At 52.7% G+C, this 25,178-nt stretch carries 27 protein-coding genes; 16 read left to right on the top strand and 11 right to left on the bottom strand.

Features of this window, described 5'->3' with window-relative positions; genetic code table 11:
• Positions 1-4 precede the first annotated feature (4 nt).
• Entirely contained in the window at positions 5-1,528 is a 1,524-nt protein-coding gene (locus O5O45_RS00880) for a DHA2 family efflux MFS transporter permease subunit (protein ID WP_305903427.1), read from the bottom strand.
• A gap of 66 nt (positions 1,529-1,594) precedes the next feature.
• The gene (locus tag O5O45_RS00875; RefSeq protein ID WP_305903426.1) at positions 1,595-2,713 is read right to left on the bottom strand and encodes an HlyD family secretion protein; all 1,119 of its coding nucleotides are present in this window, start codon (positions 2,711-2,713) and stop codon (positions 1,595-1,597) included.
• 219 nt (positions 2,714-2,932) lie between these two features.
• Here O5O45_RS00875 and O5O45_RS00870 point away from each other — a divergent pair, with 219 nt between their 5' ends.
• Positions 2,933-3,580 (top strand): TetR/AcrR family transcriptional regulator, encoded by a 648-nt coding sequence (locus tag O5O45_RS00870; protein ID WP_305903425.1) that lies wholly within the window; start codon positions 2,933-2,935, stop codon positions 3,578-3,580.
• Here O5O45_RS00870 and O5O45_RS00865 read toward each other — a convergent pair.
• On the bottom strand, positions 3,504-4,058 hold the full coding sequence (locus O5O45_RS00865; RefSeq protein WP_305903424.1) for a GNAT family N-acetyltransferase: 555 nt from the start codon (positions 4,056-4,058) through the stop codon (positions 3,504-3,506). The two genes, O5O45_RS00870 and O5O45_RS00865, sit on opposite strands and share 77 nt — an antisense overlap.
• A gap of 176 nt (positions 4,059-4,234) precedes the next feature.
• On the opposite strand from O5O45_RS00865, the gene O5O45_RS00860 reads away from it, so the two are divergent.
• The 5 genes from O5O45_RS00860 (at position 4,235) to O5O45_RS00840 (ending at position 7,285) form a co-directional block, all read left to right on the top strand.
• Positions 4,235-4,546 (top strand): cupin domain-containing protein, encoded by a 312-nt coding sequence (locus O5O45_RS00860; protein ID WP_279507260.1) that lies wholly within the window; start codon positions 4,235-4,237, stop codon positions 4,544-4,546.
• 47 nt (positions 4,547-4,593) lie between these two features.
• Positions 4,594-5,076, top strand: a complete 483-nt coding sequence (locus O5O45_RS00855) for a GNAT family N-acetyltransferase (protein WP_305903423.1) — start codon at positions 4,594-4,596, stop codon at positions 5,074-5,076.
• Positions 5,077-5,091: 15 nt separating this feature from the next.
• Positions 5,092-5,802, top strand: a complete 711-nt coding sequence (locus tag O5O45_RS00850; protein ID WP_305903422.1) for a DNA alkylation repair protein — start codon at positions 5,092-5,094, stop codon at positions 5,800-5,802.
• A gap of 106 nt (positions 5,803-5,908) precedes the next feature.
• Complete coding sequence (locus O5O45_RS00845) at positions 5,909-6,403, top strand: DUF2165 family protein (protein ID WP_305903421.1); 495 nt, start codon at positions 5,909-5,911, stop codon at positions 6,401-6,403.
• Positions 6,404-6,496: 93 nt separating this feature from the next.
• Complete coding sequence (locus O5O45_RS00840) at positions 6,497-7,285, top strand: substrate-binding periplasmic protein (RefSeq protein ID WP_305903420.1); 789 nt, start codon at positions 6,497-6,499, stop codon at positions 7,283-7,285.
• Here the strand turns inward: O5O45_RS00840 and pspF are convergent.
• Positions 7,249-8,301: a phage shock protein operon transcriptional activator gene (pspF, locus tag O5O45_RS00835; RefSeq protein ID WP_305903419.1), complete on the bottom strand. Its 1,053-nt coding sequence runs from the start codon at positions 8,299-8,301 to the stop codon at positions 7,249-7,251. The genes O5O45_RS00840 and pspF overlap by 37 nt on opposite strands.
• Positions 8,302-8,527: 226 nt before the next feature.
• Between pspF and pspA the strand changes: the two genes are divergently transcribed.
• Genes pspA through pspC form a run of 3 tightly spaced genes read left to right on the top strand, consistent with a single transcriptional unit; the run spans position 8,528 to position 9,868 of the window.
• Positions 8,528-9,205, top strand: a complete 678-nt coding sequence (gene pspA, locus O5O45_RS00830; protein WP_305903418.1) for a phage shock protein PspA — start codon at positions 8,528-8,530, stop codon at positions 9,203-9,205.
• Positions 9,205-9,468 (top strand): envelope stress response membrane protein PspB, encoded by a 264-nt coding sequence (pspB, locus tag O5O45_RS00825; protein ID WP_011399173.1) that lies wholly within the window; start codon positions 9,205-9,207, stop codon positions 9,466-9,468. The genes pspA and pspB overlap by 1 nt, the downstream gene beginning before the upstream one ends.
• A gap of 10 nt (positions 9,469-9,478) precedes the next feature.
• Positions 9,479-9,868: an envelope stress response membrane protein PspC gene (pspC, locus tag O5O45_RS00820; RefSeq protein ID WP_305903417.1), complete on the top strand. Its 390-nt coding sequence runs from the start codon at positions 9,479-9,481 to the stop codon at positions 9,866-9,868.
• Positions 9,869-9,955: 87 nt separating this feature from the next.
• Here pspC and O5O45_RS00815 read toward each other — a convergent pair whose 3' ends face one another.
• The gene (locus tag O5O45_RS00815) at positions 9,956-10,537 is read right to left on the bottom strand and encodes a PhnA domain-containing protein (RefSeq protein ID WP_305903416.1); all 582 of its coding nucleotides are present in this window, start codon (positions 10,535-10,537) and stop codon (positions 9,956-9,958) included.
• Positions 10,538-10,774: 237 nt separating this feature from the next.
• Here O5O45_RS00815 and O5O45_RS00810 point away from each other — a divergent pair, with 237 nt between their 5' ends.
• The 5 genes from O5O45_RS00810 to O5O45_RS00790 all read left to right on the top strand — a co-directional run bounded on the left by O5O45_RS00810 (position 10,775) and on the right by O5O45_RS00790 (position 14,474).
• A complete protein-coding gene (locus O5O45_RS00810) occupies positions 10,775-11,098 on the top strand; it encodes a hypothetical protein (protein WP_305903415.1) in 324 nt (107 codons plus the stop codon).
• Between the two features lie 202 nt (positions 11,099-11,300).
• Positions 11,301-12,263 (top strand): DUF4123 domain-containing protein, encoded by a 963-nt coding sequence (locus tag O5O45_RS00805; protein WP_305903414.1) that lies wholly within the window; start codon positions 11,301-11,303, stop codon positions 12,261-12,263.
• Entirely contained in the window at positions 12,260-13,432 is a 1,173-nt protein-coding gene (locus tag O5O45_RS00800; RefSeq protein ID WP_305903413.1) for a hypothetical protein, read from the top strand. Before O5O45_RS00805 ends, O5O45_RS00800 begins: the two co-directional genes overlap by 4 nt.
• Before the next feature lie 14 nt (positions 13,433-13,446).
• Complete coding sequence (locus O5O45_RS00795) at positions 13,447-14,052, top strand: hypothetical protein (protein ID WP_305903412.1); 606 nt, start codon at positions 13,447-13,449, stop codon at positions 14,050-14,052.
• Positions 14,049-14,474: an SMI1/KNR4 family protein gene (locus tag O5O45_RS00790; protein WP_305903411.1), complete on the top strand. Its 426-nt coding sequence runs from the start codon at positions 14,049-14,051 to the stop codon at positions 14,472-14,474. The genes O5O45_RS00795 and O5O45_RS00790 overlap by 4 nt, the downstream gene beginning before the upstream one ends.
• A gap of 56 nt (positions 14,475-14,530) precedes the next feature.
• Here O5O45_RS00790 and O5O45_RS00785 read toward each other — a convergent pair whose 3' ends face one another.
• The 6 genes from O5O45_RS00785 to O5O45_RS00760 all read right to left on the bottom strand — a co-directional run bounded on the left by O5O45_RS00785 (position 14,531) and on the right by O5O45_RS00760 (position 21,129).
• Positions 14,531-15,739: an IS256 family transposase gene (locus O5O45_RS00785; protein WP_305900391.1), complete on the bottom strand. Its 1,209-nt coding sequence runs from the start codon at positions 15,737-15,739 to the stop codon at positions 14,531-14,533.
• Positions 15,740-15,844: 105 nt separating this feature from the next.
• A complete protein-coding gene (locus O5O45_RS00780; protein WP_305902572.1) occupies positions 15,845-16,984 on the bottom strand; it encodes an ISAs1 family transposase in 1,140 nt (379 codons plus the stop codon).
• 43 nt (positions 16,985-17,027) lie between these two features.
• Entirely contained in the window at positions 17,028-17,291 is a 264-nt protein-coding gene (locus tag O5O45_RS00775) for a hypothetical protein (protein WP_305903410.1), read from the bottom strand.
• Between the two features lie 53 nt (positions 17,292-17,344).
• A complete protein-coding gene (locus tag O5O45_RS00770; RefSeq protein ID WP_305903409.1) occupies positions 17,345-17,803 on the bottom strand; it encodes a hypothetical protein in 459 nt (152 codons plus the stop codon).
• Between the two features lie 57 nt (positions 17,804-17,860).
• Entirely contained in the window at positions 17,861-18,442 is a 582-nt protein-coding gene (locus O5O45_RS00765; RefSeq protein WP_305903408.1) for a demethoxyubiquinone hydroxylase family protein, read from the bottom strand.
• Between the two features lie 74 nt (positions 18,443-18,516).
• Positions 18,517-21,129, bottom strand: a complete 2,613-nt coding sequence (locus O5O45_RS00760) for a glycosyl hydrolase family 18 protein (protein WP_305903407.1) — start codon at positions 21,127-21,129, stop codon at positions 18,517-18,519.
• 423 nt (positions 21,130-21,552) lie between these two features.
• On the opposite strand from O5O45_RS00760, the gene O5O45_RS00755 reads away from it, so the two are divergent.
• Together O5O45_RS00755 and O5O45_RS00750 are read left to right on the top strand one after the other, a co-directional pair.
• Complete coding sequence (locus tag O5O45_RS00755) at positions 21,553-24,102, top strand: ATP-binding protein (RefSeq protein ID WP_305903406.1); 2,550 nt, start codon at positions 21,553-21,555, stop codon at positions 24,100-24,102.
• 23 nt (positions 24,103-24,125) lie between these two features.
• Entirely contained in the window at positions 24,126-25,013 is an 888-nt protein-coding gene (locus O5O45_RS00750) for an ATP-binding response regulator (RefSeq protein WP_305903405.1), read from the top strand.
• The last annotated feature ends 165 nt before the right edge of the window (positions 25,014-25,178 follow it).

The following is a 25,178-nucleotide window of genomic DNA, read 5'->3' as shown; positions in this document are numbered from 1 at the left end:
CGTTCTAATGAGCGCCTTGAGGCGCGCCGACGCCGCTGCGGGGCAACGGCTTCAGCTTCCATACCAGCGGAATCAGCAGCGCAAACAGGATCGCCAGCATCTTGAAGCTGTCCATGAATGCGATAAAACGGGCCTGCTCGGCCACCTGCTGATTAGCCATCATCAACGCGCGAGTGGCGTCGCCGGAGATTTGCTGTAACTGCATGAAGTGCTGATTCCAGACTTCGCTAACCGGGCTGGTGTTGGCCACAAGATGGCCGCGGTTTACGGTGGCGACGCGATCCAGAAATGTCATCAATAAGGCGATGCCGACGCCGCCTCCCAGATTACGCATGAACGACAGCATGGCCGCCGCCTGATTGTTCGCCGACGTGGGCAGCCCGACATAAGCGCTGGACGTCGTGGGTATAAACAGGAACGCCAGGCCCAGTGTCTGCCACACCCGAGCCAACGCCAGTTGATCCCGATCCACTGAAAGCGTCAGATCTCCCAGATTCCATAGCGCCAGACTGCTCACGCTCAGTCCCAGCGTCAGCAGAATACGTGAATCCACTGCGCCCACCAGACGCCCGACGATAGGCATCATAAACATGATCGCGAATCCCCCCGGCGACAGCACCAGACCTGCATCGAAGGCCGAATACCCCATCAGCGTCTGCATCAGCAGCGGTAACAACGCGGTGGAGCCGAACAGCACAAAGCCCATCATAAACATGATGACATTAGCCATCGCAAAGTTGGGGTAACGATACAACGTCAGGTCGACGATGGGGTTCTTCTGATCGAACGAGCGCACGATATAGGTCAACAGGGCCACTACCACAATGACCGCCAAGGCGACGATCTGCGGCGACTCAAACCAGTCTTCGCGCTGCCCTGTGTCGAGCATCCATTGCAGACAGCCCAGGCCGATGGCAATCAGGGCGAAGCCGAAATAATCCACCTTGGAGCCGTCATGATTGGCGGGCTCGTTCGGCAGGTAGCGTTTAACCAGCATGACCAGCACAACGCCAACGGGCACGTTGATTAAAAATATCCAGCGCCAACTGAACTCCTCCGTAATCCAGCCGCCCAGCGTGGGACCAATGGCCGGCGCCGCCACTACGGCGATGCCGTACATGGCGAACGCCATGCCGCGCTTTTCCAGGGGAAAACTATCCGCCAATATAGCCTGGGATACCGGCTGCAAAGCGCCGCCAGTCAAACCTTGCACGGCGCGAAAGATAATCAGCATTTCCAGCCCTGGCGCCATGCCGCAGGCCAGAGACGCCAGCGTAAAGCCGATAATGCTGCCGATGAAGAAGCGCGTACGCCCAAAGTAATCGGACAGCCAACCGGCGATGGGCAGCGCGATAGCGTTGGTGACAAGGTAGGACGTCAATATCCAGGTCGTCTCTTCCGGTCCCGCCCCCAGGCTGCCGGCAATATGCTGCAGCGAGACGTTGGCGATGGAGATGTCCAGGACCTCCATAAATGCGGCGAGCGCCACTAAGGGCGCAATCAGCCAGGGATTAACGGTTTTCTGCATGGATGCCCCTTACGCTTGGCGTTTCCGATTGGCGGCGCATGGCGCTAGCTCCTGTCTTTGCCGGCATCAGGAGCCGCTGACGTAGACAGTGGGAATGACCGACATGCCCGGCCACAACTGCACTCCGTCGGGGACTTCATCAAAAATGATTTTCACCGGCACGCGCTGCACCACTTTCACATAGTTGCCAGAGGCGTTTTCAGGCGGCAGCAGACTGAAACGGGAACCCGTGCCGGGCTGGAAAGACTCAACGCGAGCGCTGAGGGTGACGCCAGGATAAGCGTCGACTTCAACGCTGACTTTATCGCCCACTTTCACATCGCCAATCTGAGTCTCTTTGAAGTTGGCTTTAACCCAGGCGTCGCCGGTAACTTCAATGGCAAAGTTGGTCTGCGGACTGACAAAACTGCCAGGATGCTTATCCACACGACTGATCCAGCCATTGGAAGACGCGCGAATTTCCGTCCATTGCAAAGCCAGACGGGCGCGCTCTTCATCCGCTTGCGCCTGCTTGAGCGCCGCCTCACTCTGCCCGATCGCCGCTTCCAGCACCGCGACATTGCGCTCGTCGGAGGCGACTGTTTTCTGTTGAGAGTGAGCCGCCGCCACCTTGCTGGAGGCGACGTCGATGGAGGCCTTTACGGTCTCCCGTTCCGCGCGCAACGTGGCCAGATTGGTTTTCGCATCTTCCAGCGCCTGCTCGGAGACCTGCTTGCGCCCGGCCAGGCGTTCATAGCGATCCACATCTCTTTGCGCCTGTGCAATTTGCGCATCCAGACGCGCCAGGTTGCTCTCATGATGCTGCTTCTCAGCTTTGGCGACGTCCACTTGGGCCAAAGCATCCTGCTTACGCGCATCCAGTCGCGCCATAAAAGCGTCCAGATCCGCCTGCGCCTTCACCATCGCCGCCTGCTGCATGGCCACGCGGGCGGATGCGCTTTGCAGTTCAGCTTCGTAAGGTTTGGGATCAATACGGGCGAGCAAGTCCCCTGCCGCCACCTTCTGGTTATCGCTCACCAAAACCTCCACCAACATGCCGGAAACCCGGGGCGTCAGGTAGATAACATCCCGCTCGACAAACGCATCGTCGGTTGAAACCTTGCCGGCATGCCACAGGTAATAGCCACAACCAGCAACGCCAGCCAGGCTGAAAAACAACATCAAACGGATCATTTTCTTTGACATGGCGCAGTCTCACGTTCGCTAAACAGGTTCAGGATAAAGACGGGCCCGCGGACGGAAATGCGGAGCAAAGAGTCGGACTTTACCCCCAACTTCTGATTTTCAGCCGCCACCGGGTTAAAATTATGTCGATTGCAATTCAAAAAACTGAACCGTACAGTTCAGTTTTTGCATTCTACTCTGACTTGACGGATAAGCACAAAGGCAAAATTAACGACTACCATGGCACTTAACCCACAACGCACTGAACAAATACTTGAAGCCGCCAAGAACGTTTTTCACCAAAGCGGATACGCCCGCGCCTCCATGGACCGGGTGGCGAAAGAAGCCGGCGTGTCCAAGGCGACGCTGTACAATCACTTCAAGAGCAAAACGGTGTTATTTCAGGCCGTGGTGTCCAGCGCCAGCGCCAGATTCATTCAGGAGTTGAGCGACCTGCAGATGGATGAGCGCCGTCTGGAGCCCGCCCTGCGCATTGTTGCAGAGCGTTTTCTCACCTTCCTGCTTTGCCCGCACAACTTGGCGGCCATCCGCATGATACTGGCGGAGATTCAAGCGGACCCGGAGCTGGGGGAAGCCTTTTACAGATCCGGCCCTGCGGTCGGGGAAAGCGCTGTTGCTGGTTTTCTGGAAAAACGTATGCAGAAAGGGGAAATCCCCAAGACAGATCCCGTCCGCGCCGGCCGTCACTTCATGGCGTTACTGCGGGGGGACTTGTTCTGGCGCGCCCTGCTCGGCGTCGCGTTACCGCAGGAAGAGATCAACGCGCACCTGGACAGCGTTGTCAAACAGTTCATGCAAGGGGTCGCTGGGATGTCCGCCAGTCACGGTAGTGCTGATACTCGAAACAATCCAACGTCCGGTTCTTGAGAGTCGCCGCCTCAGGAATCAGGCCAGCCTGACGGAAGCCGCATTTTTCCAGTACTCGGCTCGAAGAGGGGTTGGCGACAGAGACGGCGGCGAGCAGACGACGCAATCCCAGTCGGCCATAGGCTTCGTCCATCAGATGTTTTACCGCACCGGTGGCCAGCCCACGTCCGCAATAGTCCTGCGCCACACGGTAACCAATCCAGGCTTCGCCGCTCTCATGACAAATTCCCCGCAGATTGGCGCGCCCCACTACAATCTGGTTTGCAAAGCCTGACGCCTCATCTCCCCACAGTAACAATGGAAGCTGACGCCCCTGCTCCCATGCTTGGAGGTAATCTTCGATATGTCCCGCCACCCCCTTGCGGGTGTAGAAGTCGTCGGGGCGCGGTTCAATATGGGCTTCAAACCAGGCCCGGTTAGTCAGCTCGAACTCAAATAAGGCGTCCAGGTCGTCCCGAGTCAGTAATCTGCAATCCATGAAATGTCCTTACTATTTTTTTCCAGATTTTCTTTCCAGATTTTCTTTCCAGCTTCTCTTTCCTGACCCGCCGCCTCGGAGCGGCGCTATCCGGCGAGAATGCACGGCCGGTTCTCACTCGGCCTATTTCTCTCATATACTGTCCGCGCTCAAGCATACACAGGACCCGATACGCCATGAAAGTCATCCGTAGCAAAGAGTTCACTGCGGACCGCGCCTGGGGCGCGCTCGATATCGCCAACATGAGCGGCGTCACCTGCCGCCTGCACTGGACGGATCAGCCGTATAAGTGGCATGTTAATGATGGCGAAGAAGTTTTCGCCGTACTGGACGGAACAGTGGACATGCATTACAAGGACCAGGGAGAGGTTAAAATCGCCACGCTGCAATGCGGCGATATATTCTACGCCGCAGTTGGAACCGAACATGTCGCCCATCCCATAGGAGCCGCCAGAATTCTGGTTATAGAAAAAGAGGGCTCCGTGTAAGCCGCCCCCTATCCCAAGGATAAAACCATACACTGCTAGAGGAATACATGACGGACATCACCATCAGGACCGCCACGGCGGACGACGCCGCGCTCATTCTGCAATTCATCACAGAGCTGGCGATCTATGAAAAAGCGGAGCATGAAGTCAAAACCAATGTAGAGGAGATTCAACACTCCCTGTTCGCTCCCGACTCCACCACCCACGCCCTGATTTGCTCAGTAGACGGCGAGCCCGTCGGGTATGCGGTTTATTTCTTTAACTATTCCACCTGGCTGGGCAAACACGGCATTTACCTGGAGGATCTTTACATTTCTCCCGAATGCCGCGGCTGCGGCGCAGGCAAAGCATTGCTCCGCCACATCGCCAAAATCGCCGTCGCCAAAGGATGCGGCCGTTTTGAGTGGAGCGTGCTGGATTGGAATGAGCCCGCCATCAACTTTTACAAATCCATCGGCGCCAAGCCCATGGATGAGTGGGTGATCTATCGCCTGACCGGCGACGCTTTGACGGACTTCGCCAAAGGTTAATCAGAGACGACGCCCATGCAACTCGACGCCGCCGCCATCCGCACCCGCCTGCAAAGCCTTGGCGATGAGACGATTGCCGCGCACTCCCTGCGCTTTTTCAAAACCGGGCCGGGAGAATATGGGGCTGGCGACCAGTTTCTGGGCATCAGAATGCCAACCTTACGTAAGCTGGCGTCGGAGTTTCGTGGCGTCAGTTTGCCGGAAACACTGCAATCACTGCAGTCGCCCTATCATGAAGAACGCATGCTCGCCTTACTCCTGCTGGTAGCCCGGTTCCAAAAAGGAGGACCGGAGCAAAAACTGGCGGTATACGAAGCCTATTTAGCCCATACCCGGTTCATCAACAACTGGGATTTAGTGGATTGCTCCGCCCGTTTTATCGTCGGCCCTTTTCTTGCCGATAAGGACCGCCGCCCGCTCTACAAGCTGGCGGCCTCTTCAGATTTGTGGGAAAGGCGCATCGCCGTGCTGGCCACTTACCACTACATCACCCGCCATGATTTCACGGACATTATGCAACTCGCAGACATCCTGCTACAGGATAGCGAAGACCTGATCCAAAAAGCCGTCGGCTGGATGCTGCGGGAGGTGGGAAACAGAGATAAAGCATCGGAAGAAAGATTCTTACTCCAACACTACCGCTCGATGCCTCGCACCATGTTGCGCTACGCCATCGAAAAATTCCCAACGGAGGAAAGAAAGCAATATCTCCAGGGGGTGCGCTAGCCCTCGGATGTTAAGCCCATTGGGCAAACCAGACAGCTCAGCGAAGTCCGGCGCGGTATGCCCGGAAACCGCAAGCTGCGACCAGAAGTAACTACTAAGGAACAGTATGTACACACGATACTCCAAAATCGCCCTGGTGTGGGCCGCCGCTATATTCGCCACCCTGGTGGCTTTCAACAATCTGACGGACTATGGCTCCAACTTCGCCTTCGTCTCCCACGTATTAAGCATGGACACCACCTTCCCGGACAATCAGGGCATGTGGCGCGCGCTGACGTCTCCCGTGATTCACCACAGCGCATACGCCCTGATCATCGCAACGGAGTCTTTGGTTGCGATTCTGTGCTGGATGGGCGGCTATCGTCTGCTGCAAAACGTCAGAGACGTCGAGCAATTCAATCAGGCCAAAGGGCTGGCCATTCTGGGCCTGACTCTAGGCGTGATCCTCTGGTTCACTGGCTTTATCGCTATTGGCGGGGAATGGTTTTTGATGTGGCAATCCAAGACCTGGAATGGGCAACAGGGCGCGTTCCGCTTCACGGTTATTCTCGGCGTCACCATGATTTATCTCAATATGCCTGATACACGCACGCAGTCTTAAACTCAACGGATTTTGCAGCGCTCCCCTTTCTTTGCTATACCTTGAGCAGGGTTCGGCGAGCGCTGACTACACACTTTTTTTTGGGTCCCCAGCATGTCACCACCAAAGCAACGCCCGCGATTTCTGACGCTGCTCCTGCTTTTACTACTGAGTTTTACTGCAACGGCGGATCACGAAGTCGTCTTCTACCTTGAGGATGAACCCATCTACACCAGTAAATCAGCGCAATCTCCCGGTTTTCTGATGGAGGTGGTGGGAGAAATGAACAAGGTGATGAAGCTGAAGGTCAGCGCCAACTTTCTGCCATGGAACCGGGCCCAGTATTTGGCCATAAAAACCCCCAACGCAGTCATCTTTCCACTTAGCCGAACTGAGGAAAGGGAACCCAACTACACCTGGATCTGCAAAGTGTTCGATGTGCCCGTGATGTTCATCACCAAGGAAGGCCGTCCACCCATCAACGACTTTCACACCGCCCGCGAAATGCGCGGGATCGGCGTCATCATCGGTACGCCACAGGAAGAAATGCTCAAAGCGCAGGACGTGCCTTATATCGCGCTTACCGGCAAGCAGTTGTACGAAGCCCTGGCCGATGATCAGGTCAAGGCCATCTACACCGCTAAGCCCGAAGCCATATTGGGCTGGAAGCAAGGAGAGTATTCGCAGAACCTGCAATACGGGCAACCGCTGCAGACACTCCCCCTATGGATAGCCGCCAGTAAGAACTCTCCTAACGTCAAAGTGCAGGATTGGAACGATGCGCTTGACCAGCTCAAAGCGTCAGGGGGGTTCGACAGCCTGCGCAAGAAGTATTTCGGCGACGACCCGAAGCTGTTCAGCACGGTTCACGGCTCTGACGCGTCATCGCCGCCCAGCAACTGAGGATACTTACGTAACGCAGCGCGCAGTTGATGGTAGGTCAGTCCCAGCGCCTCCGCCGCCCGCTTCTGATGAAACTGATTAGCGGCAAGCGCTTCTGCGATCAGGCGCTGCTCGAAATGCGCCATGCGACTGCGCAAATCCCGATTATCAGTCCCCCTTGTTGTTTCCTCCTCAGGCTGCACGACCCTTGACTCAGCCAACTGTGGCTTCTCTTCGACAGACGCCGTCGCTGATGGTCGCCAAGGGCTCTCAAAGGGATCGATAACCACTTCCCTCAGCATTTGTTCCTGGGCGCCATGTCGATAGACGCTGCGCTCGACGACATTTTTCAGCTCGCGCACATTGCCCGGCCACTGGTAATTCATTAATTGAGCCATCGCTTCGGGCGCAAAACCAGCGAACCAGTCATACCCCAGCTCAATGCTCATTTTCAGCGCGAAGTGCTCGGCCAGCTCACGTATATCGTCTTTGCGAAAACGGAGCGGCGGCAAACTAATGACATCAAAGGCGAGACGATCCAATAAATCACCGCGAAAGCGCCCCTCCGCCGCCATGGAGGGCAAGTCCGCATTGGTGGCCGCGACTACCCTGACATCCACATGCAGCGTCTTGTTGCCGCCGACGCGCTCAAAGCGGCCGTATTCAATCACCCGCAGCAGTTTTTCCTGCACCTGCATGGAAGCGGTCGCCAGCTCGTCTAAAAACAGCGTGCCCCCATCCGCCCTTTCAAACAGCCCCGCCCTGCCCCGCGTTGCGCCCGTAAAAGCGCCCGCGTCATGGCCGAACAATTCAGACTCCAACAGCGTCTCGCTCATCGCGGCGCAATTCACTTGCAGATAAGGCTGCTCCCAGCGGGAAGAGAGGTAATGCAGGCGCTCCGCAATCAACTCCTTCCCCGTTCCTCGCTCACCGATCACCAATACAGGCCGGTTCAGCGGGGCCACCTGAGACACCTGCTGCAGCACGCGATGCAACTCTTCCGAACCGCCAATCAGCGTTTGTCGACGACCATCCATAAAACCACTTATTAGCCAATTTAGCTAAAAATAAGCTTTTAAAACCAGAAAAGACAATCCATGAATGCGGAAATATCGCAAAAAAATTACAAATACCCATTATTTTCAGTCAGTTATAAAAACTGGCACAAGACTCGCTATAGCTTAAGTAACGTTACAACCGACTTCAAAAGCCATGACGCGCTTGTAGAGAGTGCGCAGGCGACACAGCAAAGGAGATTGATTTATGGGTATTTTCTCTCGTTTCGGCGACATCATTAATGCAAACCTGACCGCCCTGCTCGATCGTGCGGAAGATCCCGCCAAGATGATTCGCATGATGATTCAGGAAATGGAGGAAACGCTGATCGAAGTGCGCACCACCTCAGCCCGAGTCATCGCTGACCGTAAAGAACTGGAACGGCGCATGGATTACCTGCGTCAGGAATCGGAAAACTGGGAAGGCAAAGCCCGCCTCGCTCTGAGCAAAAACCGCGAGGACCTCGCCCGCGCCGCCCTGGCGGAAAAAAGCGCCATTGAAGAAAACCTGCAGATCGCCGGCAAAGAATTGAAAGCGATTGAGGAGCAACTCGAAGTGCTGCATGAGGAAATCGCCCAACTGCAGCAGAAACTGGACGACGCCAAAGCCAAACAGAAATCTCTGGTGGTGCGCGAACAGACGGCCCGCTCCCGCATGGATATCCGTCGCTCCAGCAATCGGGATAAACTGGAGGAAGCTTTCAACAAATTTGAAGCCTACGAGCGCAAAATGGATGACCTGGAAGCGCAAGTGGAGTCCTATGATCTCGGCCGCACCGGCTCTCTGATGGATGAATTTTCCGAGCTGGAGCGCAATGATAAGGTAGAACAGGCGCTGGCGGACTTGAAAGCACGCATGAGCGCCGATAGCGGGAGTAAAAGCTAATGTCGTCCATCATGGTTTTCTTTTTCGTGCCGACGGTGATCTTTCTCAGTCTGGTCGCCCCGATCTGGCTGATCCTGCATTACCGCACCAAGAGCAAGATCCGCCGCAGTCTGTCAGAGGATGAACGCGATCTGCTGGAAAGCGCGCTAAGAACGGCGGAGCGCCTGGAGCAGCGCATCAACGCGCTGGAAACGATACTAGATGCGGATCACGGCGGCTGGCGCACTTACGACAACCGTCACGACCGTCCGCAGCATCATTAAGGAGTACGCCATGAGCGAAGCCAACAAGCAAAACGGCTACAACCGCAACCTGTATCGCGACCCTGACGCTGGCTGGATCGCCGGCGTCTGCGCCGGCCTGGCGGAGAGTTACGGACAACCGGTATGGCTGGCGCGCATCATCATGCTGTCGGTCTTCATTTTTAGCGGCAGCCTCGGCGTTCTGCTTTACATCGCAGGGGTAGTCCTACTGGCAAAACGGCCGCGTAACAGCCATACGCCGAGCCATGGCCGCCCTTTGTTTGATTACGGTGAAAGCGCCTCGGATCGCGCCCGACAACTCAAAGAGCGTATGCGGGCGCTGGAAATGCGCCTGCAGTCCATGGAGCGTTATGTCACGTCCAGTCGCTTTAACGTCAATAAAGAGTTCAAGAATCTTTAGCGCGGCGGCGCAGAGAAAAGAAGGGCGTGCAGAGTCCAGAGAGTAACAACGGGGCGCGGCTGGCGCCCCGTTTTCATATGCGTCGACTTATTTGGATTTCTTGACGTATTTGGTGAGAATCACGATCTGCTGGCCGTTGACCCGACCTTCGATATGCTCAGGATTGTCCGCCACCAGTGAGATACCACGCACGGCAGTTCCGCGCTTGGCGGTGAAATTGGCGCCTTTCACGTCCAGGTCCTTGATCAAGGTGACCGTATCTCCCGCTTCCAGCACAGCGCCATTGCTGTCCAGGTGACGCACCGCCTCTTCCTTGGCTTCTCCCTCTCCTGTGGCCTTCGCCCACGTCAGCGTGTCGTCATCCAGATACAGCATGTCGCTCAAATCCTGGGCCCACGGCTCCGCGCTCAGACGCTTTAGCATGCGCCAGGCCATTACCTGCACAGCGGGAACCTGACTCCACATGCTGTCGTTCAAACAGCGCCAATGATTGACATCCAGGGTCTCCGGCTCGTCTATTTGTCCCTGGCAAACTGCACAAGCCAGAATGCATTGGTCAGCGGAACCATCGGACGCAGGCGGCACTTCATAGATCCCGAGATTATCCGTCGCGCCGCAAAGTTCACATTTTGATTCGCTACGCGCATACAATGTCTGTTCTGTACTCATACCTTATCACTCACATCTGAATTGAAATCCTGGACCAGCGCCGAACGCCGTCAAGGGGCGCAACGATAGCAGATTGGAGCCATATTTTGACATCGATTTAATGAGGATAGACGCAATCCAGATCAATAAACGCAGCCAAAGTCGGTCAAAACCCTTTCCTGTATCTGAAGCATCCCTATAATGCCCGCTTCAAACAAGGCTAATTCAAGGACTTGGCCTGCGATCAGAGGAGAAGACATGCGCTCACACCACAAAACCGCCATATTACTCGCCAGCCTTTTGTTGACAGGCTGCGACGGCCTGATCGGTTTGGCTGGAGAAAAGCTGCAGAAATCGTACTTAATCGAAGCCTGCGGCGAAGACGATCCCGTCTGTATCTCAGCCGTGGAAGCCCAGTTCGACGCCTGCCACGCCCAACATAAAAAACACTGGGACGCCTTCATGGAAGCAGCCAGTGCAAAAGAAGAAGACCTCCACCTGGAGCGCTATTCACGCGGAGTATATGAGTGTATCGTTGACGAAAACGGCGATCCTTATTTTTATTATGATCCTGATGCTTGAGGTTTTCTCACTTGAAAGATTCGCTTAGCCGACCCGCCCCTTACTTCAAATGACTTAGCCCTTATAACCGATTCAGTCCCGTTGCCACCAGATTTACAATTTCAGTTGCTTTATTTCAGTTTGTAACCCCTTGCAAACCAGCCGAAAAGGGGTGTTGTACCAGTTCCTCCTCAGCTTAGGATTAGACGCCGGAGAAGAGTTAATGAGAGAAATCCCTCGCTTTCAGCAGTTGCAACGTAGTTGCCCTGGGTATCGTCACTATTATGCACTGGCGGACTGCGCTATAGACGACTCAATTTATCAAGCAATTCTACGTAGCGATAACGATAGTCTGTGTCTCTTTCGCGATGTCGGAAGCACATTACGTGCAGCATCACCCCACCTGATCGAACTTGGCGAAAATACATTCACACAATGGTATTTCCATAAAGGCTGGGGAAGAAACTGGGGTATATTCATTGCTAGCTATAAACCAATCCGAGCCTTAGCCCATCACTTTAGAAAACTCAACCGAGTGCTCGGGCCGAATAATGAAAAGTGGTTGTTTCGTTATTACTCCCCTAACATCCTCCGTGAATTCTTGCCAATCTGCGATCAAGAGCAGTTAGAAAGGATTATGGGGGATATCGGATCATTCTGGCTGGAAGATAGAGACGATGCCTATTCATTGTGCTACCAGCGCAACTTCAAAAACCTACGTCAAACAAGACGAAGCCTTGATGGCGCTTCGGTTGGACAAACAGACATAACTCTCTCATCAGCACATTCCGCTAGCAACAACGATATCTATCTGAAAATTAGCCAATACCAATACGAGCGCCTAGCTGAAATTCCACGACGAAAGTTCATATGTAAACTTGCAACAGACTTTAAAGACTGTTATCCCCAACGCCTGCAATTTTATGACCTGAATACGTTACAACAACGTATTGAAATGGCTTTACAACAGATGAACATATTAGGCTTGAAAGCACGCCATGAAGCCTACTACTACATAAGTGCTTGCATAACTTTCGGCTGGAACTTTCTCTCGAACCCTAAACATTCGTGGATCAGAAAGCGCTTTATTGACAATTGGGAGCTAGGCTCTAAGAGTTCCCGAGTTGAAGCGCTATATCGCTTTTGCCGCAGTCTCCCCTTACAAGAGGAGGCGCTGTCATTATGAGCGTCAAAGACCTTGAAGCAATAATTGCAGAAGAGAGACAAAGTCCAAATGAGATTGACAGTGGAGTACAGCAGTGCAAATTAAGTAATGCCTCCACTGCCATTCCCAAAATTTCCTCCCCCCCACCGATGGAGCTGACGCCAACTCGCACGCCATTACCATCACAGCTTGAGGGGTTTGGCAAAATTCCAGCTAACGACCCAAGATGGGCAACATCTCTCAGAGGGATCGCTAGCGCCTTTGGTAGGGTAGTCAGTACGACAGCAGGAGTAGTCGCAGGCGTTTTGATTACAGACAATTCCGTCTTCACCCAGGAATGGAGTGAAGGAGATATATCATACGCCTATAATGAAGACGACTTTACATTGATTGGTACTGACGCCAATGGGACCGCCACTCAATACAAAGTCTACCCAGATGGCGAAATATGGTCGCAAGATGGAGTGATCGTTGGGATAGCGGATGAATACGGAAAAATCTTCCCTGTCGACCCTCAGGATGACGTAAATTATCGAATGTGGGTAGCAAATGGCGGGGAAGATAGTTTTGAGGTATGGAAGGCTATGGGCCGCCCAACTGAAGGAGACCATAAACTCACAGATAAGCCCAGAACAAGCATTCAATCTAAAGCAAGCTTTGCAGATAGAGCCAACCTAGTACGGTCAAACCCACTAATTTCAGGAGACGAAAAAGCTCTTGAAAAAATGCTGCAAGAGGCTGGTAATGAAGACCCTGGTGCAACCGGTGAGCTTGAAGCTATTGAGCGTTGGATTAGCAGCAATAAAACTGTTGTAGTTTTAAAAGAAACCCAGAATCAAGTAATAAATACAACACCAGTTAAAAACCCTGATTATAGAGTTGACAATGAAATCACTGAAATCAAGACCCGTGATGAAGCTTTAAATGATAGATATATCAAGGACCAAATAAGTAAGGCAAACAAGCAGATAAAAGCATCAGGATTAAACGAAACGGGGGCGGTTGAAATACAATTGAGAGGAGAGGCTGCCAAGGATGTTGACTTAGAAGATATTGAGAGGCAAGTAAAGGGAAACTTCAACTCCAACAGAGCTTCCAGCTTACACAGAGTATCAGTATATAGTAATAATAATCTGATTGCCGAGTGGACTAGACAATCTGACAAAACAGTAACACGGAAATATCCATAAGTTAAGGAGTCTCTATGCAATTCAAATTACCAACAAATACTTGGCGTTACAAAATAGGGCTAGCATGCTGGGATCTAGAGGTAATGCACCCTGAATTTATAAGTAGTGATTTAGATAAGCAAACTCTCCTTAGAGCATCTGTCTCAAGCATACTCAGTTCTCTTGGCAACTTTGCCAAACTGGGAAATCTGTCGATTACGACAAGCTCTGTAGGAGAGGATGCTGCGCAGTTTAATCCTGATACCAGTGAGGAATCACTGGAAAACTTCCTGCTCAATTACCACGACATTTTAGAGGTAGAGGCAGACTTGGATTTAAGCCTAATAGGCAATGATGGCATTGAAAACTGGTTAAAAGGAGGAGTTACGCTCTGGTTTCAGTTAGAAGATGAGACAGATAGAAGCTCACCCTTACGTTTACTTGTGTCTCTAAACGTAGATATTTATTTTTCAAAAACATCTGGCGAAATAAAAGACAACCATGCTCTTTCATCAATGAATGCGCCTCGACTTAACAACTTCTTAATCAGACTGACAAAAGAACAAGCAAAAATAATGGATATAGATGCGCCAGGATATTTGGGCCAAATTGATAAAAGGGGGTTAATAAAGCCAACATGACCCCAGGCGAATTTAAAATAGCAATTATCGAAAATGAGTTAGCTACCGCAGATGAGCTAATTGGCGCAGCGCCCTGCGATATTATAAACCTAGAAAAGTCGTTTTCCGTCCAACTTCCAGATAGTTATAAAAACTTCCTTCTTTGCTGTGGTAAGAATATGGAGAAGCTTGGCTCCATGCTAATTTTATCTTATCCCGACATACTGAACCTAAGAGACTCATTGGATAACTTAATAGAAGAAGAGGAATTGGGAATAAGAATCCCTAAAAAGTCATTTGTTTTTTCTTCTTTTGATGAGTTGATATTTGACTTTTTTATCTGCAACGGAAATCCAGACCCTGTTATATATAGAGTAGACGAAGGATGTTCTGGTCAAGCATCAAATATGCGGCATAGAATGCCTATATCGATGCCGGATTAATATCAAACTCCAGTTTACCTAGACCCTGTAAATAATTCTGTGTATCTGCCTGGTTATTAAAGATACTCCGTTAAGCGATCTTCGAACTCGATCATAAATCGGTTCAGCGCTGACTTCCAATTCCTGATCGGCATCGTCCATTTCTTCGACGCATCCATGATCGCCAGATACACCACCTTTCTCGCGGAATCATCCGTGGGGAACAGCTTCCGTTTCTTGATCACTTTCCTAATGACGCTGTTAAGGGACTCAATGGCATTGGTCGTGTAGATGGCCCTGCGAATGTCTTCCGGGTAGCGGAACAGAGTGTTGAGATTCTCCCAGTGAAGCCGCCAGGATCGGCTGATCTGGGGATATTTCTCATCCCATCGTTCGGCAAATTTGTCCAGCTCTGAGAGGGCTTCCTCTTCGGTGGCCGATTGGTAGATCCGCTTCAGATCTGTTGTGACCGGCTTATAGTCTTTCCATGGCACATACTTCACCGCATTGCGCACCATGTGCACGATACAGAGCTGTATCCGGGTTTGGGGATACACGGTATTGATCGCTTCGGGGAAACCCTTCAGACCATCCACACAGGCGATCAGAATGTCCTTCACGCCCCGGTTCTGTAACTCGGTCAGCACATTAAGCCAGAACTTCGCCCCTTCGGTTTCAGAGATCCACATCCCTAACAGTTCTTTGTGACCTTCCAGATTCACTCCCAAGGCAAGATAGATCGCCTTGTTGATCACCTGCTTATCCTGGCGGATCTTCACCACAATACAGTCCAGGTATACGATGGGATAAACCGCATCCAGAGGACGAGACTGCCATTCCACCACCCGCTCAATCACGGCATCCGTGACTTTGGAGATTAAGGTGGGAGAGACATCCGCGCCATACATTTCCTTAAAGGTGGCCACGATCTCTCGGGTGCTCATGCCTTTGGCGTAGAGGCTGAGAATCTTGTCGTCCATGGTGGTGAAGCGGGTCTGCTGCTTCTTGACCAGTAGAGGCTCAAAGCTGCCCTGACGATCTCTGGGAGTATTAACTTCAAACTGACCGTCCTCGGTACGGAGGGTCTTGCTGGAATAGCCGTTACGGCTATTGTCTGAATTTGAAGATTGATGTTTCTCGTATCCCAGATGCACATCCAGCTCTGCATTGAGCGCGGCTTCCACGGTCGCCTTGGTGAGCATCTGACGGAACTCGTTGAGATCCTTTTCTGTTTTCAGAGATTTGGCTGCCTCACGGGCAAATGCTTCTAATTCTTTCTGGTTCATTGTCTACCTATCCTTAACCCCGCTATAGGGTACTAGTGATAGGCAGATACACAAATTAAATTACAGTCTCGTTTACCTATACCCCAGGCAAATCGCACTATGTGGCTACAAAGTAGCCAGGCCCGATAGCACTTTTTTTAAGTAACCATGATCCCAGCCTGCTCGTAGCCTCTTAGTTTTTATACCTCCTTTGTCCGTCTTCTCATTCTTCAGTAAATTCAACGCCATATGTCTCAACACCGCTAAATTCTCCGCGCTGTGTCCCATGCGATGCCGCGAGTCATCCTCTTTAAACGCTACATCCAGCACCCAATGCAGTTTGTTCTCTATGTGCCAGTGCTTTCGCGTCGCATTCAGGAAATATCTCGCATCGCCTTCTCGACTCGAAATATACAAGCGGCGCTCCAGCGTTCTTTGTCCTGACTCCATTCGCTCTGTTTCTACGACGATGAAACTCTTCAGGTCTTGCCAGCGACTTTGTTGCTTTTCCAGACCCTCCAGATTCGTTGAAACGCGGCAGCGCCGCTTCTCATCCTCAACGCGCCCTGGTTCGCATACAAAGTCGACAAAATCCTCGCCGAAGCCTTTAGCCTCAGCGTCCACGTACCGGTCGTGAATCTCATCGTGTAATGAGGCCTGATTTTCCTTCACACCCACTAAATAGTCTGCTTCCGCGTGACGGATATGCTTCACGATCTCCCGCTGGCATCCCATCGCGTCCAAGGTGACGAGACTTCCTTTTAATGACAATGCCTTCAACAGTTTAGGAATAGCAGTGATCTCATTGGACTTCTCCTGAGTTTTCACCTGTCCCAACACCAGTTCGTTCGCTGTCGACCAGGCGCTAACCATATGAATGGCGGGTTTGGAAGAGGATCGGTCGTATGAGCGCCGTAACGTTTTGCCGTCTATTGCGATCTGATCATCTGGAATCTGCTCCGCCAGCGTCGAAGCCCAGGATAGAAAGCTTGTCTCTAGCGCCTCGGGATCTAACTTCGCAAAGATGTTGTTGAAGGTGTCGTGGGAGGGAATGCCGTTGGGCAGCTCCAGAAAAGACTCAAACCACTCTTTTTTAGCGTCGCCAAACCGAGTGATGGTAACCCAATCGTCAGCCCCACAGATGATCCCGCAGAGCGCGATGGTGAGAACATCATAGAAATTATGCCGCATATTGAGCGTCTCTCGACGAGGATCAGAAAGGCTGGAGAAATGGTGTTTAACGCCGTCAATTAAAGAAGAGCCCATAACAGTCCTTATTAGGGGAGAAAAAGAGGCGTACTCTATGAATTTACTGCCTACTATTCAACCACATAGTGCGATTTGCCTGACCTATACCCCATAAACATAGCGTGATTGTGGTTTCGCTACAGGCTGCGCCATATTTCTTATTGTAAGCATTAGGAGGAACTCCTAGAGTTCCCGTTATTTCCAAATAAGGCGCAGATTGAATGAAATCAATACGGGAAATATCAAACGGAGATAATAAACTCAAGTTAGAGTAATAGCTTTTCAAGACCCCTGTTTTATCAACTACTATGCTGTCAAAACTCATAACATAATCCCTAACAAGCCGATGGCTACCCAAACACTAAAGCACCGGTCGGTTTACTCCTGCCTTTTATCTCCCATCTCAACCACCTCCCGAAAGGCATTCATAAAAGTAAAACAGACAAACATCAAAATCCCCACATAGACTTCAACACTTCCACTTGTATATCCACGATACAGCATAGCGCCGACAAACACGTACATCAGCGTCAGCATAAGACGCCCAAACGCCAGATAGGCGGCGTAGGCCTTAAAGGGCAAGCGTTGTTTCAGGAACTGATCCGCTTTGTTGAGGCATATTCCCACTAGATACAGTGCGGCAAGGACGCCGATAATGATTAAGATGACTTTCCAAAAACTCCAGGATACTAGCCAGGAGAATGACGAAAGCTTCAACTTGAGTAAAAGCGGAATGATGAAGCCGAAGAACAGGATCAGGGAGAACACACTGATAAATACTATTACGGGTATTTTCAGTGCGGATACAACTTGCCTTCTTGTATATTTTTCGCTCATAACGTCCTATTAGGGTGGGCCGAATTCAAACCAGGCAACGTAAAGCGCATTGGTTATTTACAGACGCATTCCCATCCAGATTACGGCTTCCGTGCATTGCCTGATAATGTTGTAGTAAGGTCGATAGAAGGTGCAGTCCTGATTAGCTTCCATTCCAGCTTGCTGGTGTTCTTCTTCGTCTATAACGATCTTGGCTACGGCGTCATAGGCGGCCTGGTCGCCCAGTTTTTGAAGCGCCTGCAGTTGCTCGCGCAAGTGTTTCAGAACAACGGTTTCCACTGCAGCGGTGCAGGCCAGCACTGAATTTTTGCCCAACAGGCCGGAGATTAGTCCCAACACAAAACCGCCTACGCCACACAGCCAAAGGCTGGGACAGTGACGAATGCCCCGGCGCTTGAGCTCTGCTCCAAAGATGCGGTGATGCTCTTTTTCGTGGAGTAAAAATTCCTCCAGAAGCCCCAGATGTTTCGCCCCAGTAAGACGTGCGATAGCAATCTGCGCTCGATAGATATTAATGGCTCCAAACTCGCCAGCGTGATTGACCTGAAGAATTTTACCCGGCGTATTTTTAGACCCGTCTGCGACGGAGGTGAGGTCCATGATTGACTGCGTCTTCTGATTACGACTACTGAGCCGCACACAATATCCGCAGTCTGGATATTAAACAAGCAAAGGCGCCGTTCAGGCGCCTTCTGAATATACAGTACAGACGGTTACAGACCAAATTGTTCGAAGTACGCCTTATGGCTCTTGGAGAACTCGTAATTGTTGAACTTATCCCAGTTGATAGACCAGGTCATCAGCCCCCGCATATTGGGATAAACGCCTTTAGGCTGATAAGTTCCGCAGTTCTCTTTCTTCATCAGGCAGTCCAGCGCGGTTTGCACGTCTTGCACGGAGGTGAAACCGCCACCGGCGTTAACGCTGGCTGGCAGGCCAATCGCGATCTGGCTCTGCTTGAGCGCAGGAAACATCATGTTGGGATCTTTCTGCACGGGAAAGCCCGCCAATAGCATATCCGTCATCGCCACGTGGAAATCCGCCGTGCCCATGGTGTGATACTGGTCGTCCAGTCCAACGATAGGACCTGAGTTGTAATCCTGCACATGCAGCAACGTCAGATCGTTACGCATCGCATAGATCACCGGCAGATAAGCGCCACACCGAGGATCGGCGCCGCCCCACTTACCGCTGCCGTAGAAGCTGTAGCCGTTCTGCACGAAGAAGGTCTCCGGCGCCATGGTCAGCACGAAGCCTGCGCCATATTTGGCCTTAAGCTCTTTCAGGGCGGCGATCAAGTTGACGATAACCGGCGTGGTCGGGTTACGGAAATCATTGTCGCCGGAGTCCAGATACAACGAGTGTCCTTCGAAGTCGATGTCCAGGCCGTCCAGACCATACTTATCGATAATCGCCGACACGGAACGCACGAAGGCATCTTTCGCTTCCGAGCTGGTCAACTGCACCTGCCCGTTAGCGCCGCCGATGGATATCAGCACTTTTTTGCCCTTGGCCTGCTTGGCGCGAATCGCGGCTTTAAACTCCGCTTCGGATTCCACATTGGCGCATTCGGATACCGGACACAGATGGAACTCCACTTCTCCGGAGGTTGGGGACGTCGGTTCTGCGAATGACAGGTTAATCACATCCCAGTCATTGGAAACGTCCGCCATGCGCACATAGCCTGAGCCATTGGCGAAGCTCGCATGCAGATAGCCGATCAAGGCATGTTTGGGCAACCCGCTGACAGGACCAGGGCCGCCGTCGTCAGGATTGTCTCCATCGCCATCTCCCGGGTTATCGCCATCTCCGTCCCCAGGGGTATCGCCGTCGCCATCGTCGGGATTATCTCCATCGCCGTTTCCGGGATCGTTTCCTCCGTCATCGCACTCGCCTTTTTGCTCCCACAAGGTCGGTGTGGAGGCCGGGTTCCAATTAGCGCCCACATGCGCGGTGTGAGTCACCAACGCAGTGTAGACGGATCCGCTGTAGGAGACCACGTCGCCTGCCTGATAGGTCACGCCCTCCCGCCATACTGCGCAGCTGGCAGGATCAGTAGGGTCTGTCGGATCCGTAGGTCCGCCTGGGTCGGTGGGATCAGTTGGGTCTGTAGGACCGCCAGGATCAGTCGGATCAGTGGGATCGGTCGGCGCGCCGCCATCATCATCGCAAGCGCCAACTTCCTTCCAGACGCCCCATTGCCCGGACTGAGAAGGCGTCTCGCCTTGAGTCCACCATTTCGCCTCGTAAATCTTGCCCTCATAACTCACCTTCATGCCCTGGGTGTAAACCGCAGAGGCGGTCCAAACCGCCACATCGCAGGCTCCCGGGTCAGTCGGGTCAGTCGGGTCAGTCGGGTCAGTCGGGTCAGTCGGATCGGTCGGGTCAGTCGGATCGGTCGGATCGGTCGGATCGGTCGGATCAGTAGAACCGCTTACCACATCCCATATGGTTTTCATCAAGGAAGTGTCGTCATGAGTATCCTGGGAGATTTCCCAGAACATCACGCCCCCGGCCTCCGCCAGAGCCAGCTCCGCTTTGGCGCGAATCGTAGGCTGGCCGTTGTAATCCAGGCCGCCGGCGTCATCGCGCTGGGCCGCGGAAGCGCCGTAGCGGGCGATAACGTCTTTATAGGCCACCCAGTCCTTGTGAGAGTAAAAAGGCACGCCCAGAACGGCTTTCTCCTGGGGCAGACCTTCGTTGAATTTCCAGTGACTCAACGCACTTTGGGCATGCTCATAAGTGGAGTGCGGATAGCCCAGGTCGTACACCATCAAATTCAGAAAATCGACGCTGCTGATCACGTCAGCGTCTACGCTGCCGGGAAAGTCCGTGGCGGTGACGGCGGCGGTCAGAATTTTGCCTTTCGCGTGCAACGCCTCGCCCAGCTCCCGCATCAGCACTTTGAAATTATTCGCTTCTGCGCCCGCTTCGGGGTATTCCCAGTCCAGATCCACACCATCCAGGCCATATTGGTCCACCATGCTCATAAGATTCTGGATAAAGGTAGCGCGGGCGCTGTTGTTCGCCGACAGCGCGGCGAAGGCGGAGTCGTCGCCGTCGTTCCATCCGCCCACGGCGATCTGCACTTTCACGCCTGCAGCGTGCGCCCGCTGCACCAGGGCGCTCAAACGTTGTGAACCGCCTTCCAGTGGTTGTAATCCGCCACTGGCGGTAGGAAGCACAAAGGAATAATTGATATGAGTGACTTTGTCGTAAGGAATGCTGTTTACATCCCCTTGCCAAGTGGGAAAGTATCCCACCACCTTAAACTCCGCCAACGCCTGACCAGCCATCAACCCGGTCGTCAGCGCCAGCGAGAGCATACCTGTTCTCTTAAATGGATTCATCGCATCACCCTTCCATTGTCTATTTTCGCCTTATTGGTACGCCAATGGTCATACATTAAACAGCCAATTGGTATCATCCGGAGATATGATTTTTTCTATGCTATTTGGGTGATGGCCTGTTTACTCCTATCAAGCCGCGAGGCGCGCCGCAGAGCCTTTGGGTATGAACTACACTTGTTTGATATTTTCTGCGTATTTATTAATTAGGCAGACAAATAGACTCCTTCTATTTGTCTGCTACGACAGGGCCTGCACATGTCAGGCCCTGTCTTCCGCGGCCAACCGCCGCGCAGGCGCATCCATGCGCCTGGTTATTAACATGGCGATGATTTTGCCATGTTAATAACAATTAGATTCTGGCAGACAGTCATAACGTAAAGGAATTCCGGCGACGCCTGCATGCGCAAAACTTCCAACCGAATACTTTCCGCACTATTGCTGATCACAATGGTCGCGCTGGCGGCGACGCTGTTCCAGCACTGGCAGTTGCATTTCGTCAGCGATATGTCGAGAAAAATCATTGATCAGGACAGGCTTCTGTTCAAGCATCTTGATCAGGTAGGGCTGGGGCTTGCGCGCATTTACGCCATGTTGGAGCGCATTCCCATAGAGTCAGACCCTGACGCCCGCAGTGCGGCGCAAAAGCAGTTTTTGGAAAGCTATCGCAGCCTGTCCGAACTGATAAACCGCTCTCCTTCCCGGGCCATTATGGAAAACACGTCAGCCATTGAAGATGAGCTGAAGGGCCATTTACGGGAAATCGCCCTGCTTGGCGAACAGATGTTTCAGTCCATGGAGACCGCGACGCCAGCGGCCGCCATGACAATCCTGCACAAAAAAATATCGCCCTTACGTGATAAATCGATAAATCTGCTGTACCGGCAACAAGAGCTTGCCGATCAGTACGTGCATCGCTCCTCCCAAAGCATCGAGGAAAGACTGCGTTTTATCGAAGGCGTCACTGTCATCAGCATCGTTGTATTACTCATCACCTGTCTCGGCTCCGGCTTCCAGTTAACTCACACCATCATCCGTCCTTTCAGAAGGATCACCCGACATCTGCGCGCCATGCAGGATCAACCGCAATTCATCAATCTGCCGGAAAAGGATCGCGACGATGACCTGGGACTGTTCATACGCACCCTGCATAACCTTTTGCAGCGTCTGCAGCAGGCCAATCAATTGTTGGCGGGCGCTAAAAACGTGGCGGAAAGCGAGGCGGAGAATCGACGCGAGGCCGAGCGACAAACTCGCGTGCAAAAGGACATGCTGGCCAGCATTATCGACCACATCCCCGTCGCGGTATTCGCCAAGGACGTAAAAAACAACTACCGCTTTTTGATATGGAACAGTCAGGCGGAAAAGTTATTCGAAGCGAACCGCGACGATATTATCGGCAAGACCGACTACGACATATTTCCCAACAAGGCGGAGGTGGATTTTTTCCGCAGTATCGACCAACAGGTCATGCAGTCCGGAGAAGTGGTGAATGTAGAGGTGGAGCCGATCACAACCTCCCGCGGCACCTGGCTGGCGCACACCACAAAAGTGCCCATCTTCGACGACAAGGGCGAGCCGGAAACGCTTCTTGGCATACTGGAGGACATCACTGAAAAGCAGCGCGCGGACGAGCAGTTGCGGGAATATGCCCAGCAACTGGAGCGACAAACCCGGGAACTGACCATCGCGAAGGAAAAAGCGGAGCGCGCCAGCCGGGTAAAGTCTCAGTTCCTGGCCAACATGTCCCATGAGTTGCGCACTCCGGTGCACGCCATTCTTGGATTCACCAGCCTGTGTCTTAAACGGGTGAAAAATACAGATGAGCTGGTTTACGAGCATCTCAGCGAAGTCAAAACCAGCGCCGAGGGCCTGTTGGAGTTGCTGAATAATCTACTGGATCTCGCCAAACTGGAATCCGGTCGCATGACTTACACGTTCAACCTGGTGGATATCCTCGCCATACGGGACAAGCTTTTGAAGGAACTGCGTCCGCTATGGGGTAAAAAGGAGCTGCAGATTCATACCGAAGACTTGCTGGATTCCCCACTTGTCGTGTGCGACGGCCCCAAAATGACCCAGGTATTGCGCAACCTGCTCAGCAATGCGATCAAGTTCTCACCGCAACAGGGCCGCATCACCCTGCGCATCGCCCATCGCACGCCGGATATGCATGAGTTGCTTGCTCTGCACGGATTGACGCTGGAGCGATTAAACGAGAAAGCCGCGCTGCTTTTACAACAGCCGGACAAGCTCATAGAGCTGTTCACCTCCCCTGCCCCCTGCCAGAATGAATCCAGCGCCGCAGAGTTCCCCTACTGGCCCTTTCAGGAAGAGAACTGTCTGACCGACACCCTGAGAAAGTTGAACAGAGAGTTACCCTGGGATGAAAGCCATTCCGCCATCTATTTAATTCAGGAAGGCGATGTCATCGCTCCCACCCATCTGGAAGGCGCTCGCCCGCCCCCGGACTCAGCCCAGGCCAGCGCCTACGCCTGCAACTGGCGACGGGTTGGCGGACTCAGCGCACGCAAGGCGGAGAAGTTGGCGAAGCTGGCGCAAGAGGCCGGGTCATTGGAGCGTCCCTGCTGGAAGTTGGCGGATGTAGGCGAACTACAAAGGAAAATTGTAGGACTAACTCCCCTTCCCCATGAATCGCAAAACAACATAATGCTGCTAGAGTTATCTTTAATGGATACGGATGAGCCCGTGTTCGCCTTCAGTGTTTCCGACCAGGGCGACGGGATTCCCGATGCGGAGCTGGAAAGCATCTTCGACAAATTCGTCCAGAGCAGCAGTACAGACACCGGCGCAGGCGGAACCGGACTCGGTCTGGCGATATGCCGCGAAATCATCAAAGCTCATCGCGGGCTCATATACGCCCGCAACCATGAACAGGGCGGCGCCGACTTCATTGCGCTGATTCCGGAAGCGGAGCCCTCGCCCACCTGAAAGCAAGGACAAGAGCGCTCAGCATGCATGAACAAATACTTGCGATAGACGACGATGAACGCAATTTGCGCCTGATACGCGCCTATCTGGCCGACACCGGCTACGAACTCATCACCGCCGCAGACGGCGCCGAAGGCTGGTCGACACTGGAGCGTCATCTTTTCAACGTGAACCTGATCCTGCTCGACCGCATGATGCCAAAGATGGACGGCATCGCCTTTCTGCAGCAACTCAAAGATCACCCCAGAGGAAAAGATATTCCGGTAATCATGCAAACCGCGGCGGCGGAGTCAGGACAAATCCGCGAAGGCATTGAGGCCGGCGCCTACTACTACCTCACCAAGCCCTATGAAGAAGAAGTGCTGATTTCCATCATCAAAGCCGCGCTGGAGTTCGGAAAAGAGTCCCGCAAGCTCATGATGGAGCTGGGAAAAAACAAATCTCTGCGGCATATGGCGCGCCAACTGACATTGAGTCTCGCCACCGTTGAGGAAGCCGAGCAGGCGTCGATTCTGCTGGCGGATCTGTTTCCCTTTCCACCCAAAGTCGTCACCGGTTTGGCGGAGCTGCTGGTGAACGCCGTGGAACACGGCAACCTTGGCATCACCTATGACGAAAAAACCGACCTCAACCTTCGCGGAGAATGGATGAATGAGGTGCAGCGGCGCCAGAAGCTTCTGGAAAACCAACACAAACGCGTACTGGTGGAGTTCACTAAAAACGACGACGCCATCACCGTCGCCATCACCGATCAAGGACCGGGATTCAACTGGCGCGAGTATCTGCAGATCAGCGTGGAAAGGGCCACGGATAATCATGGCAGAGGCATCGCCATGGCCAATCTGCTCAGCTTTGACGATCTGACATACGAGGGGGACGGCAACCGGGTTATTTGCAAAGTGCTCATTTAAAAACGCCGATGCAGACCCGAAAGTCTTCAGGAGATTGATAAGAGAAAAAACATCCGCGTCTCCGTGAATAATACCATTCACACAAACGTAAATAAGAATCATTATTGACAGAGAATACTTTTTATTAAATGATAATCATTATCATTTAACTGTTGATAGTGGTTG

It is taken from the genome of Hahella sp. HNIBRBA332 (genome assembly GCF_030719035.1).
GTDB lineage: Bacteria > Pseudomonadota > Gammaproteobacteria > Pseudomonadales > Oleiphilaceae > Hahella.
This window is presented reverse-complemented; position numbering and strand designations above follow the sequence as displayed.

Coding starts and splice junctions, on each gene's coding strand:
- O5O45_RS00870 (WP_305903425.1), top strand. CDS start 2,933: ATGGCACTTAACCCACAACGCACTGAACAAATACTTGAAGCCGCCAAG.
- O5O45_RS00810 (WP_305903415.1), top strand. CDS start 10,775: ATGCGCTCACACCACAAAACCGCCATATTACTCGCCAGCCTTTTGTTG.
- O5O45_RS00760 (WP_305903407.1), bottom strand. CDS start 21,129: ATGCTCTCGCTGGCGCTGACGACCGGGTTGATGGCTGGTCAGGCGTTG.
- O5O45_RS00855 (WP_305903423.1), top strand. CDS start 4,594: ATGACGGACATCACCATCAGGACCGCCACGGCGGACGACGCCGCGCTC.
- O5O45_RS00750 (WP_305903405.1), top strand. CDS start 24,126: ATGCATGAACAAATACTTGCGATAGACGACGATGAACGCAATTTGCGC.
- O5O45_RS00815 (WP_305903416.1), bottom strand. CDS start 10,537: ATGAGTACAGAACAGACATTGTATGCGCGTAGCGAATCAAAATGTGAA.
- O5O45_RS00785 (WP_305900391.1), bottom strand. CDS start 15,739: ATGAACCAGAAAGAATTAGAAGCATTTGCCCGTGAGGCAGCCAAATCT.
- O5O45_RS00755 (WP_305903406.1), top strand. CDS start 21,553: ATGCGCAAAACTTCCAACCGAATACTTTCCGCACTATTGCTGATCACA.
- O5O45_RS00865 (WP_305903424.1), bottom strand. CDS start 4,058: ATGGATTGCAGATTACTGACTCGGGACGACCTGGACGCCTTATTTGAG.
- O5O45_RS00840 (WP_305903420.1), top strand. CDS start 6,497: ATGTCACCACCAAAGCAACGCCCGCGATTTCTGACGCTGCTCCTGCTT.
- pspB (WP_011399173.1), top strand. CDS start 9,205: ATGTCGTCCATCATGGTTTTCTTTTTCGTGCCGACGGTGATCTTTCTC.
- O5O45_RS00780 (WP_305902572.1), bottom strand. CDS start 16,984: ATGGGCTCTTCTTTAATTGACGGCGTTAAACACCATTTCTCCAGCCTT.
- O5O45_RS00775 (WP_305903410.1), bottom strand. CDS start 17,291: ATGAGTTTTGACAGCATAGTAGTTGATAAAACAGGGGTCTTGAAAAGC.
- O5O45_RS00770 (WP_305903409.1), bottom strand. CDS start 17,803: ATGAGCGAAAAATATACAAGAAGGCAAGTTGTATCCGCACTGAAAATA.
- O5O45_RS00795 (WP_305903412.1), top strand. CDS start 13,447: ATGCAATTCAAATTACCAACAAATACTTGGCGTTACAAAATAGGGCTA.
- O5O45_RS00860 (WP_279507260.1), top strand. CDS start 4,235: ATGAAAGTCATCCGTAGCAAAGAGTTCACTGCGGACCGCGCCTGGGGC.
- O5O45_RS00845 (WP_305903421.1), top strand. CDS start 5,909: ATGTACACACGATACTCCAAAATCGCCCTGGTGTGGGCCGCCGCTATA.
- O5O45_RS00790 (WP_305903411.1), top strand. CDS start 14,049: ATGACCCCAGGCGAATTTAAAATAGCAATTATCGAAAATGAGTTAGCT.
- O5O45_RS00880 (WP_305903427.1), bottom strand. CDS start 1,528: ATGCAGAAAACCGTTAATCCCTGGCTGATTGCGCCCTTAGTGGCGCTC.
- pspC (WP_305903417.1), top strand. CDS start 9,479: ATGAGCGAAGCCAACAAGCAAAACGGCTACAACCGCAACCTGTATCGC.
- O5O45_RS00850 (WP_305903422.1), top strand. CDS start 5,092: ATGCAACTCGACGCCGCCGCCATCCGCACCCGCCTGCAAAGCCTTGGC.
- O5O45_RS00875 (WP_305903426.1), bottom strand. CDS start 2,713: ATGTCAAAGAAAATGATCCGTTTGATGTTGTTTTTCAGCCTGGCTGGC.
- pspF (WP_305903419.1), bottom strand. CDS start 8,301: ATGGATGGTCGTCGACAAACGCTGATTGGCGGTTCGGAAGAGTTGCAT.
- O5O45_RS00800 (WP_305903413.1), top strand. CDS start 12,260: ATGAGCGTCAAAGACCTTGAAGCAATAATTGCAGAAGAGAGACAAAGT.
- pspA (WP_305903418.1), top strand. CDS start 8,528: ATGGGTATTTTCTCTCGTTTCGGCGACATCATTAATGCAAACCTGACC.
- O5O45_RS00805 (WP_305903414.1), top strand. CDS start 11,301: ATGAGAGAAATCCCTCGCTTTCAGCAGTTGCAACGTAGTTGCCCTGGG.